This window comes from Nostoc sp. KVJ3 (assembly GCF_026127265.1).
In the GTDB taxonomy this organism is placed as follows: domain Bacteria; phylum Cyanobacteriota; class Cyanobacteriia; order Cyanobacteriales; family Nostocaceae; genus Nostoc.
The window spans coordinates 58,710-73,965 of the sequence record NZ_WWFG01000001.1 but is presented as its reverse complement, the minus strand read 5'-3'; the positions used below and the strand labels follow the sequence as shown (position 1 = coordinate 73,965).

Genomic DNA, 15,256 nt, shown 5'->3' with positions numbered 1-15,256 from the left:
AATTACGAATTGTTAAAATTAAAAAAGGGTATCGTGAGTAATATCAAGCAGCTTTTGGTGCAAACCCAGACAGCATATAATGCAGCTGATTGGTCATCATTGATTCAATATTTACAACAATTAATTTTAGGCGCAGACTTGAAACATCCAGAGATAGTTAAAAATCGAGAATATCTGCTGACATTAACACTTTCAATTTTAGAGGTGGGAGATTTTCAGCAACGCTGGGAAATCACCAAGGTGTTGACTAATTTGGGAAATATTGCTATACCACCACTCATTGACATCTTAGAAGATGAAGATGCAGAAGAAGAATTACGTTGGTATGCAGCGCGGACTTTGGGCGAATTTCAACAGCCAGAAGCGATCGCACCCTTGGTTGAATTGTTGAAAACTGATGAGGATGAGGAACTTAAAGCGATCGCAGCCACAGCACTAGGACAAATGGGTACTGTTGCGATCGCTGCCCTCTCCGAACTTCTATTAAATGAAGATACACGACTTTTAGCAGTGCGATCGCTTTCCTGTATACCCCAAACCGAAACCATCACACCACTATTGAGTGTAGTACAAGATTCACAAGCAACAATCCGCACTGCTGCAATTGAAGCCCTCAGCAGTTTTCATGACGAACGTGTACCACCAATCTTGTTAGCTGCTTTGGATGATATTGCTGCTACAGTTAGGCGTGCAGCAGTGCTTGGTTTAGGTTTTCGCCCCGATTTGTGCGAAGCCTTAGATTTGGTGACAAGACTGCAACCGAGGCTTTACGACTTTAATCTTGATGTTTGTTGTGCAGCCGCAGTTTCTCTTTCTCGGATGGGTTGTGATGATGCTGCAAAACATTTATTTGATTTGTTGATTTCACCCCAGACACCGACAAGGCTGCAATTAGAAACCATCTGCGCCTTAAGTTGGATTGAAACACCATCCAGTTTGGAATATTTGCAAACAGCATTTAATCAATGCACTTCAGAGACACTTTGGCAAGAGATTGTCACTGTTTTGGGGCGAATCCAAAAGCCGCAAGCTACACAAGCCGCAGAAATATTATTGCAAATATTGCGCTCGCAACATCCAGCCACAGAAATTGTCAACATTAAAAGTGCGATCGCTCTATCTTTAGGGCAGTTAGGCGAAATACAAGCTATTGAACCATTGATTTCGTTGCTAGCTGATTTTAATGCATCGGTGAGACTACACGCGATCGCTGCACTCAAAAATTTAGATGGGGAAGCCGCAGATCAAAAATTGCAGCAATTAGCCAATAATGCTGCACTCACACCAGATTTGCAACAAGGAATAGCGATCGCTTTGACCGAGTGGTAAATTTCCTCATAGAAAAAAGTAAGGATAAAAAATTTCTGTAACAAACTATACGAAATTGTGGATAATAAAAAGTTAACTTTAATGAAACCGATAAATGTAATTCAGGCTACATAAAAATGCGCCTAGAGCAGTTGCAAGCTTTTTTAGCGATCGCCCAAACCGGCAGCTTTCAACAAGCAGCGCGAAAATGTGGTGTTACTCAATCAACGATTAGCCGCCAAATTCAGGCATTAGAAGCAGATTTGGGTGTAGAACTGTTTCATAGAACTACTCACGCTAAATTAACGCTGGGAGGTCAATGTTTACTACCCCGTGTCCGCAAAATTTGCCAAGAATGGGAGACAGCTACACAAGAATTAACTGATTTAATCGCCGGAAAGCAACCAGAACTTTGCATTGCCGTGATTCACTCCTTATGTGGATCTTACTTACCGCCAGTGTTGCAAAAGTTTTGTCATGCTTATCCAGATGTGCAATTGCGGGTGACTTCATTAGGAAGCGATCGCGCCCTCAAAGTCCTCAAAGATGGATTGGTGGATTTAGCAATTGTAATGAATAATCGCTTTTTAACCACTGCTAGAGAAATGGTCGTAGAAGTACTTTATGATGAACCAATAGAAGTTTTAACCGCAGCCAATCATCCCTTAGCTCAATATGAATTCGTCCCTTGGTCGGAGCTAATTCGTTATCCCCAAGTGGTTTTTAAAGATGGTTATGGAATGCAGCGTTTAATACAAGATAGATTTGACCGAATAGAAGCTAAACTCCAGGCGGCTTTAGAGGTAAATACTCTAGATGCCTTCCGGGGAGTCGTGCGCCAAGGAGAACTGATAGCTTTGCTTCCTCAATCAGCATTAGTAGAAGCACGCCAAGATCCAACCCTGGCGATTCGTTCTTTAGCCAGCAATAGTACTAATGGTTTAGTAGATGGTTCTAATTTGACTCGTCGGGTAGTTATGGTAACAACTCAAGACCGACTACAAATTCCCCCCATTAAGCACTTTTGGCAACTTGTGTGCGAAAATATTCCATTACAAATTGACCAGCAGCGATCGGCTTCTTAAGTGTTATGGGTATTGGGTATTGTTAACTAACAAATATAGCGGTTCCCATTTATGTGAGGTACACCTATGGCAATACGGTTCGGTTAAGGTTATTTGATGAGAATAATAGATCCCAAAGACGTGATAAATGCCGTTAGAACGAAGGACTGATTATTGTAAAGACGGCGATTTATCGCGTCTCTTGCCTTAACCGAACAGCATTGACAACTGTAGGGGCAATTCATGAATTGCCCCTACACCTCACGAGATGATGTTGTACCACATTTGAATGGGAACCGCTATCAATACTGCTCGGATAAGCAGGGGAGGCGAAACTCAACGCCAGCCGCCATTTCTCCCTCTGCTCAAGAACAGCTTGCCTCAACCAAGAAATTCCCAAACCTACGCAGTATTGGAACCAGTATAACTAATGACTTAGGACAAATGACTAATGACCAATGTATTTAGGGAATTACTGAAAAAAATAGGTAGTGGAAACCACACAGGCGAAAATTTAACTCGTGCCGAAGCAGCCAGCGCTACTAAAATGATGCTGCTGGGTGAAGCGACACCAGCCCAAATCGGAGCGTTTTTGATTGCTCATCGCATCAAGCGTCCTACGGGGGAAGAGTTAGCGGGAATGTTGGATGCTTATGATGAACTGGGGCCAAAACTGCAACCATTCAACTCTAGCCGAATAGCGATCGCTCTTGGTGTCCCTTATGATGGCAGAACCCGCACAGCACCAATTAGTCCGGTAACAGCTTTACTACTCGCCGCAGTTGGACAATCAGTGGTAATGCACGGTGGCGATCGCCTCCCAACAAAGTACGGCTTACCCCTGATCGATATTTGGCAAGGTTTAGGAGTTGATTGGACTACTCTATCACTAGCAAAAACCCAGCAAGTGTTTGAGCAAACGGGAATCGGCTTTATTTATTTACCGCAGCATTTTCCCTTAACTACAAGTATTTGGGAGTACCGCGATCAACTTGGCAAACGTCCACCATTAGCGACAATGGAGCTAATTTGGTGTCCTTATGCTGGCGATGCTCACGTAATTGCTGGATTTGTTCATCCGCCTACAGAAGGAATGTTTAAAATAGCTCTGGGGCTGCGGGGAGTAACAAAATTTACATTAGTCAAAGGATTGGAAGGTAGTTGTGACTTACCGCGCGATCGCACTGCCATTCTCAGCTTATCTCCATCCGTAGCATCCCAAGAGGTAGAACGATTGCACCTCGTACCGCGTGATTACGGCTTTACTACCAAAAACGTACCTCTTGGAACTACTGAAGAATTGGTGTCGAATATTCAGGATATTTTGGCAGGTAAACCAAGCGAACTAATGCAAACAGCCTTGTGGAATGGTGGATTTTACCTATGGCGGAGTGGTATTTGTTCAAATATGCCAGAAGCTTTAGCTAAAGCAGAAAAATTATTTACCAATGGCGCAGTAGCAGCTAAACTCCAAGAACTCAGCCAGATAGTAAATTAACTTTAAATTTAACTCTAATCGCTTTGCTCAAATTTTCGTTATATCATGTCCGCCAAATTACTTACGATATGTCATTGCGATCGCAACGAAGTGGAGCGAAGCAATCACCAGGACTCTGCGTTCGCGAAGCGTGTCCGAAGGACTTATGCTTCACTCCGTACCCTTCTCCTTCGGAGACGCTATTCGCGAACGGGTTCTCCAACGGAGTACGCAATGACAAGTGTTTAACCGGACATGATATTACACACTTTTAATTAATTTGGGGTCACTATGAATTTGCCAAGTTAGCTATTTCTTGAGCCAGAATCGGTAAGGTAATCACAAATTCTGTTCCCTTACCTGGGGTAGAATTCACATTCAAAGTTCCACCATGTTTTTCTACAACAATCGACTGAGCGATCGCTAATCCTAACCCTGTCCCTTTACCGGCAGCTTTTGTAGTAAATAAATGGTCAAAAATCTTTTGTTTGACTGATTCACTCATCCCCTTACCATTATCCAGAATGGCAATTTTCACCTTTTCATTTGCGACCGATGTTTGAATGTTAATGCAGTTAGGATTGGCTTTAATTTCCCGAAAACTCCGACCATGATTAGATTCTTCTAAGGCATCAATGGCATTAGCAATAATATTCATAAATACCTGATTTAATTGACCAGGAAAGCAATTAATCGCTGGGATATCACCATAGTTGGTGACAACTTCAATGGCTGGACGATTCTCCGAAGCTTTGAGGCGATGGCGTAAAATCAAGATCGTGCTATCAATCCCTTCGTGGAGATTGAAGGTTTGTTTTTGGTCGCTATCGGCACGCGAAAAAGTACGCAGACTATTGCTGATGGATTTGATGCGATCGCCCCCATCTTTCATTGCTCTGATTAAGTTGGGTAAATCATCCCGTAAATATTCCAGGTCGATTGTCTCTAATTCCTCTGCAATGGTAGGGCTGGGTTGCGGGAGTTCCTCTTGATAGAGGTCAATCAGCCCAAATAGGTCATTGATGGAATCTTGGACAGCACCAACGTTGCCAATAATACAGCCAACGGGATTGTTGATTTCATGGGCAACTCCAGCGACTAAGTTACCTAGCGCCGACATTTTTTCACTTTGGATAATTTTCAACTGGGCTTGTTGCAAGTCGGTGAGAGTCTGCTGGACTTGATTGTAAAGCCGGGCATTTTCTAGAGAAATCGCCACTTGGGTGCAGAGTAAGTCAAGAATAATGATGCGATCGCTGGTAAACACACCACTGGTTAAGCGATTCTTGAGATACAAAATACCAACCAAATGTCCTTGATTGAGAATGGGTAAACACAGCACACTTTTAGGCTGTTGTAGTCTCAAATAATCCTCAATTACGGGTAAATCAGTTTCTAAATCGTCAATCACCACGACTTCGTGAGTGTTTTTGACATATTGAATCAGTTTGACAGGGAGATTGGGGTTGTTTTCCAGGGGTTCGGAGTAGAGTTTAGTTTCAGTGGGTGTGGCGATCGCCCGCACTTCCCAAACTTGATTCTCCGAAGGTAAGATTAAGGCACAGCGATCGCCCCCCGAATTTTGGAGAATAATTTGGGTCAGTTGGCAGAGTAGATCCTGTAACTGAATCACCCTCGCAAGTGCTTGGGAGGCTTTGATAATGGCAGCAAAATCGAGGGTTGTATTGATGCTCGATCTGCTAGAACTGTTGCGGGTGCTGGAGTGAAGTGAATAGGCGGGAGTGGCGATCGTTGCTAGTGTGCCTAACATTGTCACCGAGGGATCAGACTGCTGCAAAATCGGGCGGAGCAATTCGGGATAGCGGTTTTCTAAATCATCAGTTTTGGCTTTGGCTCCCCAACGTGAATAACAATAATAGGCTTCTTGCATATAGCTGGCGGCGACTTTCTCTTTACCCCAGTCAAGATAGAATTTAGCTGCTAGTTCGTTAGCTAAGGCTTCTTCTTGGATATATTCGTTGGCTTTGGCTCCAGCGATCGCCTTGTCGTATAAGTCAATGGCTTCGGCTTTTTGTCCTAAGACTCGACATTTTTCCGCTTCTACCAAATCAACCTTATGCTGGTAATTCATTGGGGCATGGTGCGCCCAGTGCTGTAACTTGGTTTGGTTTTGTGTTACCCGCTCTAATGCTTCTGAAACCTCAGCTGACGATTGGCTCAACAGTGCTAGAGCAATCAAAGAATCATAGAGATAAAATGCAGGTTCGCTGACTAGTCCCACCACAGCCATTAAATAGTTTCTGGCTAAGAGTGCATAATTGTTAGCTAGCTCAACTTCTCCAAATAAAAAGCAAAGGGTTAGCTTATACAAATAGAATAAATACAACCCATTTAGGTCATTCGCAGACAGCAGCAAGGGCAGAAATTCCGCTTCTTGCAGGGCTGACCCAGACAGCAGGGTGGGATGCTCTGCCAAACCCAGTAAATTTAAAATAGATTGCCAATGAATCCCGCAGTAATTGGCTGTTGTCAATTGGTTAACTTGCACCAAACCATTGTAGTAGGTGCGCGTATCCTGCTCTAAAGTAACAAGGGGCTGACCGCACCAAAAAGCATTTAGACAGAAACAGTAGGCACTATTTCCAACGCATTGTATGTTTCCGACTTCTAGGGCAGTTGCATAGCCTTCTCTCAAGAGTGGTAACGTTTCTTTGATATGAGATTTGCGGTGTAGGATAGCCCCTGCCAATGTCATTAATACTTCCGGTTTAGTCACTTTAGCATCTAATTTTGAGACAACATTCAATGCCAACTGACTAAACTCCACTGCTAAATCTACATCTTGTGAGAGATTACAGAGAATGACACCATAGCAAACATACTGATAAGCCGAAATAGATAAGTTTCCGTACTGCAAAGACAATTTGACTGATAAGGCAGTCAGTAATGGGAACAAGGGAGAGCCAAAGAGGTAAGTTGGTGACATGAGGCTGGTGGCCATCTGGATAATTGCAATTTTGTTTACATCAGTCATGACGCTGAGGTGAACAAAATCTGCAATTTCCCTATCTCCAATCAGTTCGCTAATCTCTTGAATTAACTGTTGAATATCTTTTAGGGTGGGAGCTTCGGTAATCTTTACGCCCAACTGTTGCAGGATCTCGATGCCGATCGCAATCGCTTCGGTCAGTTTAGTCTGAGAGGTCTTTGCTTGAATTCTAATGCGGTAAACATTGACCTTTTCCAGTAAAGAGTGTGCCTGAGCGATGACTACCTCAATCAACTGTTCCATCGCCTCAAAGTCACCGCAGAGCGTTGCCAATTCCGCCGCCTCGTGATGGAATGATAAAGTCATTTCATATTGTTGTTGCCAAGCCTTTTCTCCAAGCATTGATAATCCAATGCTGGCATATTCACGACCGGCTTGATAGGCAGTGGCACTTTTGGCTTTGCGGCAAGCAATCAGATTGAGTTGGGCTAATTCATCTCGTTCTGTTTGTTCGGGAATGAGAGAAGTTCCATAATTTAATTGATTAACCAGTTCAAAAATTCGCTCTTTTCTTGCTTCTGGGGAAATTTGTTGCAGGAGTAGTTGCCCGATTTGGTAATGGGTGGCTTGTTTTTGCTCTTCGGGAATTAGGGAATAGGCGGCTTGCTGGATGCGATCGTGGAGGAATTTATAATTGAGCGTTTCAGTTTGTGTGTTTTGGGTTGTATCCAGTTCGCCCACATAGAACTTATAAATTTCACTTTGAGGGATAATTAGTCCTTCCTGTAAGGCTTTCCAAAGGGCAACGGCGGCATCAGATTCAGATTGCTCAGAGACGATCGCCAGCGTCTTCAAATCAAACTGTGCGCCAATACAAGCGGCTAATTTGAGAATATCTTGGGTATAATTCGGCAGTTTTTGTAACTGTGATGCCATAAATTCCACAACATCATCGGATATGGCAAGAGTGCGAATCTCTGCCAGATCGCACTGCCAATATCCCACATTGAGATCAAACTGAATCAATCCATCTTGATACAATGCTTTAAGAAACTGGGTGGCAAAAAAGGGATTGCCTTCTGTTTTCAGGGCAATCAGTTCTGTCAAGGCTTGAGCGTTTAAAATATTGCAGTTGAGCGTGTCAGCGACTAGTTTGTTTAAGCTACCCTGACTGAGGGGATGCAAGGTAATGGTATTGATGGTGGCGTTGGCTTTGGCTACAGCATCCAATGTCAATATTAAGGGATGCGCCGGTGAAACTTCATTATCTCGGTAAGCTCCAATCGTTAATAAATAGTGACTTTCCGACTCATTCATCAAAAGTTGTATCAAATTGAGTGAGGCAGAATCAGCCCACTGTAAATCATCCAAAAACATCACCAAGGGATGTTCTTTAGTTGTGAAGACTTGAATGAACTTTTGGAACAGTAAATTAAATCTATTTTGTGCCGATGTTCCTGATAATTCTGTTGCTGGTGGTTGCTTACCAATGATGTGTTCTAATTCGGGAATGACTTCAATAATTACCTGCCCATTATCACCTAGCGCCTGAAGAATCTGAGTTTTCCAGATGTGTAATTCGCCATCGCTTTCACTAAGCAACTGCCCCATTAAATCGCGGAATGCTTGCACAAAAGCAGAGAAAGGAATATTGCGATTGAATTGGTCAAATTTCCCTTTAATAAAATAACCCCGTTGCCGCAAAATGGGTTTATGCACTTCATTGACAACTGCTGTTTTCCCAATCCCCGAAAAACCAGCTACCAGCATCATTTCTGTTGCACCTTGGCTAACACGCTCAAATGCTTGCAGTAGTGTTGAGACTTCGGCTTCTCTTCCATAAAGTTTATCAGGGATAATGAAGCGATCGCACACATCCCTTGTTCCAACATCAAAGCTGTCAATCTTACCAGTTTCTTGAATTTGAGTTAAACAATTTTCTAAATCAAATTTCAGTCCCAATGCACTCTGATATCTATCTTCGGCATTTTTTGCCATCAACTTGCTGACGATTTCTGAGAATACAGGCGGGATTTCTGGGTTGATTTCATCTACTAAAGGCGCTGCTTTGGCAAGATGACAATGCACCAATTCCATCGGTTCATTTGATGGAAATGGTAAAACTCCAGTGAGTAACTCGTAGAAAGTTACACCCAAAGAATAGAAATCTGTGCGGTAGTCAATTCCCCGATTCATTCTCCCCGTTTGTTCTGGAGAAATATAAGCTAGTGTTCCTTCTAAGACATTAGGATTGATTAATATTTGGGTTTCTCGTGGTAGTAAAGATGCAATACTGAAGTCAATTAATTTAACTTGTTTGGTTTCGGGATTAATTAAAATATTAGCGGGTTTGATATCTTTATGAATAATCCGCTCTCGATACAATATATCTAAGGTGTTGCAGAGGGCGATCGCTATTTCTAAAAACTCCTTGATAGATTGTCGGGTTTCCCACACTCTCCATTCCTTTAGAGAAATCCCCCCAAAGTCTTCCATCACCAATGCATAGCCATTTTGGAAAGGTTCTAGGCTATAGGTTTGAACGATTAGAGGTGAGTTGAGATTTTTGGCAATGGTGTACTGATTGCGAAACTGTACCAGTTCACTGAAACTCGGATATGGACTCTTCAGCAGTTTAATCACTACAGGTAATGAGTCAGTCTTTCGATACCCACGATAAACCAGGGTTCTGGAACCATTGTAGAGTTCTTCACTGATGCGATATCCAGGAATATTGGCTCTTATGCTTACCATACAGGGTTCATACTGAAGACTTTCAGATTTAGTGTTCCCAGATATAGCCCAACTTAATCATTTGTGAGAGACAAGATCGCCGAAAAGCATTACAAGCTAAAAAACATCTAATTTACATAATCGAATTAAAACAATATACACTCGTCATCAGAGCGATCGCAAACAATCTCCCTGCTACTCCACTTGCTAATACTGTTCGGTTAAGGCAAGAGACGCGATAAATCGCCGTCTTTACAATAATCAGTCCGTCGTAGAGACGGCGATTTATCGTGTCTTTGGGATCTATAATATCTTCATCAAATAACCTTAGCCAAACTGTATCGCTCCGCCTCCTGCAAACCACCATAGAGAACAGGAGCAACGCGATTTTTTTATATCAGTTTGAATTCTACTGTTGGTAGAGATGCGATCGCTATTGTCTGTTTGGAGAGGGTTTTGCAATGTATCTTTCTACACTGTAGTATCTTAATAGCTAACCAAGGGGTAGTGTTAACCAAGGTTTAATATTTTGTGACTCCAAACAGGGGAATTTATTGAGATGCTTGATAGGAATTATTTCGTCGGCGACTTCTCCAAAATAGATTTTTGTTGTAACCAATCCTGACCGACTTGGATACTGACATCTGAGCCGAGATTACCAGTACTTTCCACACGCACTTCGCCAAATCCCAAAGTGTTGCGAATTGATTCGGCACTGTCACCATCTCCTTGTTGAGCGACAATGTGAGTTACATCTAAAGGTTCACCCCATGCTTTAGCTATATAGATGTTGCGATATCCAGATTTTTCTAACGCTCTAATTAATGGTTGCAGATTAGAGCGATCGCCACCTGTACTATCTTGAATTGCTACACGCAAAGAATGTGGATCGGTTGCCTGTGAACTCTGTTCTGATTCCAACCCAAAGTGTTGAGCCATTAGTTTGGCAATACCATCTTTATTGGGCAACCAGTAGCTAGCATCAAACTCGTTTTTCTCGCTAAAGCGACCTGGCAGCATTAACATTTGCATATTAGAGCGATTAGTTCGCACCCCAAAACCCATTAGCGCTACTAACTCCTCAACCGTCAGGTTAGTGTCAATGTGGTCTTTAACCACATCCAGAACTTTAGGTAATTGAGTCACAGTAGTTGGGTTTAGTGTTTGATCCATCAAAGCCCGAATCACCATTTGCTGCCGTTGAATCCGACCAATATCACCAAGTTCGTCATGCCGAAACCGCAGTAATTGCAGTGCCTGATCGCCGTTTAGATGCTGCTTACCAGCCTTCAAATTGATATACAAATGCTGAGAATCATCTTGATATTTCATATTTTTGGGGACATAAACTGTCACGCCACCCAAAGCATCGATTAGCTTGGCAACTCCCAAAACGTTAATTCGGATATAGCGATCGATTCCGGCTCCACCTAAGAGATTACTGACGGTTCTGGCAGTCAAAGCTGGGCCACCGTCAACATTGGCAGCATTAATTTTTTTTACCCCATGCCCTTCTATTTGTGTGCGGGTATCTCTGGGAATGGAGAGCATGATTATTTTTTTCGTCTCTGGATCAAATTTGAGTAAGAGCATAACATCCGAAAGACCATCAAAGGAGTTTACCTGTGGCAGGTATTTGAGGTTTTTGGTTTCAGGGGGAGGGTTTTGGATATCTGGGGGAAGTACACTCATCCCCATTACCAAGAGATTTACCGGACGAGTTAATTCTGAAAATCGCATTACACCTCCAGAAATGCGATCGCCATCAAAGGCCGCTTCCTCCTGTGGACTGAGTTGGGCTTGCTGCAAAGGCGTGCTGGTTAAAGAAACTGCCAAAAGTGCCCCTGCTGTTGCTGACACCATTGCAATCCCACTCATTCCTACCCAAAACCACAGCCAACGTCCAGATTTCGAGTTCTGAGAAATTTTTTTATTGGACTTTGAGGCTTTTCCCGACTGGTTTTCTTCCGCCGAACTTCTTTGACTGGTCACAGACTTCCTCACACTTACTCAATAATTAAATTCGGTAAATTTGCAGACCAAAAAAATACAAACAAATCAACCCATAATAGCTAACTCTTAATTATCAGTGCTAACTTTTTTCAGTTAGTAGCAACCACAACACTTATAGCAGCATTTTTTCTTCTTTTGGGCCAATCAGAGATGTTTTACTGAAGTATGGCAATAATAAACTGGATTTGACTAGATATCTTAATAAATCAACTGTAATTTTTTTGGAAATAGGTAAAAACACTGATAAATTGTTACTCTAAAAAATTAAGATAAATACTTGCCAAGCACTCGTTCTGCTAAAGTACTAAACCCTGGTAAACGCCCAGATTTGCCTTGCATCAGGCGCAAAATCAACCAGAGACTCACTAAAAAATAACCCGATGTGAGAAAACTATTCAGGATAAATAGACGTAGCGGAAAAAAATCTGAAGTTGCGGCTCCGGTAGATAATAATAGATATCCCAATAGCCAAGTAATTGCCAAAGTAATAGACAGTCGGCTAATAGCAAGTTGTTCCCGACTGCCCTGGCCCCGATAGAGAGTCCACAAGGACGGAAAAAAGCCGATAATCGGAACTAAATATAAAAGCAAATGGGTTTTGGATATTGGGTATTGGGCATTGGGCAGAAGAGGCAGAGGGGCAGGGGGCAGGGGGCAAGGGGGAGAATTAAAAATTACCTCTTTCCCCTCTGCTCCCCCACTTCCCCACTCCCCATTCTCTTTTGATTCAAAATTATTCATTGAGATTAGTTTAACTCCTAAACTAGAAGGATGAATAAGACTCATATAGTTAGAGATAATAAGCTGTAAAGAAAGATTTAATTTAGTTCTATCCAGCAATCAGCTCAAAATGCAGACACGCAAGCTACTCGACTGGTGGCAAACATTCACACCAATAGCGCGAATCGGGGCGATCGCGTTATTCGTTCCGCTGCTAGTTCTAAATGGTTGGGCACTTTCGGTATTTTTCAATTATTTCCATTCTCTCATAGTCATTTTAGTTGGAGCCTCAGTGCTGGCATTTCTGCTCAACTACCCCGTGAGTTGGCTGGAACATCATGGTGCGAGGCGAGAGCAAGTTGCTATCTTAGTATTTCTCTTAGCTTTATCGATTCTATTGGCGTTGGGTGTGACACTTTTTCCGTTAGCCCTTACCCAAGCTCAACAATTGGTGGCTCGTTTGCCAGAGTTGATCGACTCTGGACGCTCTCAGTTAATGATTTTAAACGAAAAAGCTGAGACTTTTGGTTTACCGATTAACCTCGATGCTCTGGTAGTGCAAATCAACGATCGCGTCAAAGGACAACTACAAGCGATCGCTGGACAAGTTTTAAATCTGGCGGTAGTTACAGTTACCAGTCTGCTAGATTTTCTCTTGACGATGGTTTTGACTTTCTATCTCTTACAGCATGGGAGTGAACTTTGGGAAAGTTTAGTGGAATGGCTACCCTTTAAATTTCGCGATCCTTTCTCCAAAACTGTCCGCCTCAGCTTCCAAAATTTCTTCATCACCCAGTTGATTTTATCTACCTGCATGGCATCCGCCCTGATTCCGACCTTTTTGTGGCTGAAAGTACCATTCGGGCTGCTATTTGGTCTAACTATTGGTCTGATGGCTCTCGTCCCCTTTGGTGGTTCTGTGGGTATCGCCCTAACTACACTATTGGTAGCCTTGCAAGATTTCTCAATGGGTATGAGAGTGCTGATAGCAGCAGTCATTGTTCAGCAAATTCTCGAAAACTTAATTGCTCCCCGAATTTTAGGCAACTTTACAGGTTTAAATCCAGTTTGGATATTAATTTCAGTTTTAACAGGCGCAAGAATTGGCGGACTTTTGGGTGTAATTGTGGCAGTACCCACAGCTGTTGTCATTAAGACTGCTTTAAGTGCCTTGCGTCCTGATAGCGAGACAAACGACAGCACCACTGGTGCAGCAAACGAATCCCCGAAAGCAAACGCCAACAACACTCTGAGTATTTCTGAAGCGACATTACCTTAAGGAGAAGGCAGGAGGTTTCCTGCCTTCTCAATGCGGGTCAATTATAGAACCCATAAACAAAATACTTCCCGTCTGATTATCTCTAATAGCACAAAAGAAAGGACGGTCAACAATCATTTTAAATGGTTCTGGTTCTTGTCTAAAAGATGTTGCTACTATTCCCACGGAAGTAGCCGCAGCTGCTTCGGTGCCTTCTTCATTCACTTCGACAAAAGTTTTATGCTTAACTTCGCTAATGGCAAAATTTTTCCCTTTCCCCATGCCAGAAAAATTGGCTTTGCTACTAAAAGCTTCTTCCATACCTAAACTTTTCAAAGCATCATTGAGTGTAACTTCGTAATCTGTTTTAAAGCGGGGTAGACGAATAAACCCTTTTTGTTTGCTGAACTGAGCGATCCATTTTTCCCAGTTTTCAACATTTAAGTTTTGATAAAAAGCTTTGAGGTTAGAGTTCTGTTTGGGTAAAAATATATAAAAACTAATCTTACCATCTTTTCCGTAAGGTAAACTAATTGCCTGGAATTCTTCGCTTTCATAATATCTATAATCACCCTTTTGTGACATCATTGGGTTTTGTTTTCGCCTACCAGGTGTGACATAAAAAGGGTATTGAGCAGTTTGACTTTTATCAAACTTCTGACTCCAATTACCTTTGAAATATATAGCGTTAATCAGAAATAATACTTGATTAGGTTCAATCTTTTCAACTATTTGAGGGATTTTGCCTTTAGTATTTTCTTTTACCCAGTTATTGATAATAGTAGATGCGGCGGCATCTTGAAAGTTTAAATTACTGACCTTAGCATGATAAAAATCCTGAGTTCTCTTGAGAAAGTCTGGTGCAAAGCTAACATCTTGATTTGCCCAAAGTGAGTTAGCAATACTTAGTTGTACTTTCGCATCGGGATTTTCTAAAAGCTGCTTTAATGCCACCGCGTAATAAGAGTTAATGTCTGGTAGATTCATTCCCTGTAATTCCAGGGTTTTTGCCATTGCTTGTTGAGTCGAGCCGTTAGCGCCATTGTAGGTTATGGCAAGGGCGCTAGCGACACTCAAAGGTGAGATAAAAACATTTTTCTCACCCACATTACCTTTGAGAACTTGTGAAAACAGTTTGAAGCCAAACTTATTGTTAGAGCCAACTATTTTTGTATCAGAGTTGGCTGTTTTTTTTTGCAATGGTGTTTCTGGCTGAGGTAAACTAGATTGGGCTAGGGCACTTTTATTACTATCGACTTGAGAACACCCTAATACACTGAATAGAACAACACTTGCAGCTGCCAGAGCATAACGTCTGCCTAGACTAACACCGTAACGTCTTTGCAGGAAGTTTTCTTTCGCATCACTAAATTTTTGCCGATTCATTCTGCTACCTCACTTGCCAAAGATTCCCGATTTGTGCATCAGAGTTGACGCAGAGACTGTGTCAATGATTAACTATTGCATCTGCTCTAATCAAAAAATGGGACTGTTACAGAAACTGTAACAGCAAGTTAGTAGCTCAGAATAATTAAGGACAACTTGTTAGAGTTGCTAATTCCTTATTCAGAGGGCTATGCAAGGGAGTTATGAATAACTTTGATTTGGAGGAATTTTCCTACTTATCTATAAACGTATTGTAAGCTACGTAATGACCAAATAACCATTTCTGTTGGGTTTTTGGAGATCAAATGCAATACAGCGTATAGAGACGCAAAATTTTGCGTCTCTAC

Annotated in this window: 10 protein-coding genes; 5 read left to right on the top strand and 5 right to left on the bottom strand. The window is 42.1% G+C overall.

All coding sequences use genetic code 11. The annotated features are described in order from the left end of the window. Positions 1 to 30 precede the first annotated feature (30 nt). The 4 genes from GTQ43_RS00295 (at position 31) to GTQ43_RS00280 (ending at position 3,870) form a co-directional block, all read left to right on the top strand. Positions 31 to 1,329, top strand: coding sequence for a HEAT repeat domain-containing protein (locus GTQ43_RS00295; protein ID WP_265273631.1), 1,299 nt, complete (start codon positions 31 to 33; stop codon positions 1,327 to 1,329). A 116-nt stretch (positions 1,330 to 1,445) separates the two neighbouring features. Further along, positions 1,446 to 2,393, top strand: a complete 948-nt coding sequence (locus tag GTQ43_RS00290; RefSeq protein WP_265269668.1) for a LysR family transcriptional regulator — start codon at positions 1,446 to 1,448, stop codon at positions 2,391 to 2,393. Between the two features lie 222 nt (positions 2,394 to 2,615). Beyond that, positions 2,616 to 2,840: a hypothetical protein gene (locus GTQ43_RS00285; RefSeq protein ID WP_265269666.1), complete on the top strand. Its 225-nt coding sequence runs from the start codon at positions 2,616 to 2,618 to the stop codon at positions 2,838 to 2,840. Beyond that, a complete protein-coding gene (locus GTQ43_RS00280; protein ID WP_265269664.1) occupies positions 2,824 to 3,870 on the top strand; it encodes an anthranilate phosphoribosyltransferase family protein in 1,047 nt (348 codons plus the stop codon). Before GTQ43_RS00285 ends, GTQ43_RS00280 begins: the two co-directional genes overlap by 17 nt. A 268-nt stretch (positions 3,871 to 4,138) precedes the next feature. On the opposite strand, the gene GTQ43_RS00275 is transcribed toward GTQ43_RS00280, so the two are convergent. The 4 genes from GTQ43_RS00275 to GTQ43_RS00260 form a co-directional block, all read right to left on the bottom strand. Further along, a complete protein-coding gene (locus tag GTQ43_RS00275) occupies positions 4,139 to 9,553 on the bottom strand; it encodes an ATP-binding sensor histidine kinase (RefSeq protein WP_265269662.1) in 5,415 nt (1,804 codons plus the stop codon). Positions 9,554 to 9,665: 112 nt separating this feature from the next. Then, entirely contained in the window at positions 9,666 to 9,899 is a 234-nt protein-coding gene (locus GTQ43_RS00270) for a hypothetical protein (RefSeq protein ID WP_265269660.1), read from the bottom strand. A gap of 206 nt (positions 9,900 to 10,105) precedes the next feature. Next, positions 10,106 to 11,524 carry an LCP family protein gene (locus GTQ43_RS00265; protein WP_265269658.1) on the bottom strand — a complete coding sequence of 473 codons (1,419 nt, stop codon included), beginning with the start codon at positions 11,522 to 11,524 and terminating at the stop codon, positions 10,106 to 10,108. Positions 11,525 to 11,809: 285 nt separating this feature from the next. Continuing rightward, on the bottom strand, positions 11,810 to 12,172 hold the full coding sequence (locus GTQ43_RS00260) for a hypothetical protein (protein ID WP_414859103.1): 363 nt from the start codon (positions 12,170 to 12,172) through the stop codon (positions 11,810 to 11,812). A 223-nt stretch (positions 12,173 to 12,395) separates the two neighbouring features. Here GTQ43_RS00260 and GTQ43_RS00255 point away from each other — a divergent pair, with 223 nt between their 5' ends. Continuing rightward, the gene (locus GTQ43_RS00255; RefSeq protein WP_265269654.1) at positions 12,396 to 13,544 is read left to right on the top strand and encodes an AI-2E family transporter; all 1,149 of its coding nucleotides are present in this window, start codon (positions 12,396 to 12,398) and stop codon (positions 13,542 to 13,544) included. A 27-nt stretch (positions 13,545 to 13,571) separates the two neighbouring features. Here the strand turns inward: GTQ43_RS00255 and GTQ43_RS00250 are convergent, their stop codons facing one another. Beyond that, a complete protein-coding gene (locus tag GTQ43_RS00250) occupies positions 13,572 to 14,909 on the bottom strand; it encodes a serpin family protein (protein WP_265269652.1) in 1,338 nt (445 codons plus the stop codon). Positions 14,910 to 15,256 lie beyond the last annotated feature (347 nt).

Excerpts from the sequence above, each read along its gene's own strand:
- GTQ43_RS00290 (WP_265269668.1), top strand. The coding sequence starts at position 1,446 with ATGCGCCTAGAGCAGTTGCAAGCTTTTTTAGCGATCGCCCAAACCGGC.
- GTQ43_RS00255 (WP_265269654.1), top strand. The coding sequence starts at position 12,396 with ATGCAGACACGCAAGCTACTCGACTGGTGGCAAACATTCACACCAATA.
- GTQ43_RS00270 (WP_265269660.1), bottom strand. The coding sequence starts at position 9,899 with ATGGTGGTTTGCAGGAGGCGGAGCGATACAGTTTGGCTAAGGTTATTT.
- GTQ43_RS00280 (WP_265269664.1), top strand. The coding sequence starts at position 2,824 with ATGACCAATGTATTTAGGGAATTACTGAAAAAAATAGGTAGTGGAAAC.
- GTQ43_RS00250 (WP_265269652.1), bottom strand. The coding sequence starts at position 14,909 with ATGAATCGGCAAAAATTTAGTGATGCGAAAGAAAACTTCCTGCAAAGA.
- GTQ43_RS00285 (WP_265269666.1), top strand. The coding sequence starts at position 2,616 with ATGAATTGCCCCTACACCTCACGAGATGATGTTGTACCACATTTGAAT.
- GTQ43_RS00275 (WP_265269662.1), bottom strand. The coding sequence starts at position 9,553 with ATGGTAAGCATAAGAGCCAATATTCCTGGATATCGCATCAGTGAAGAA.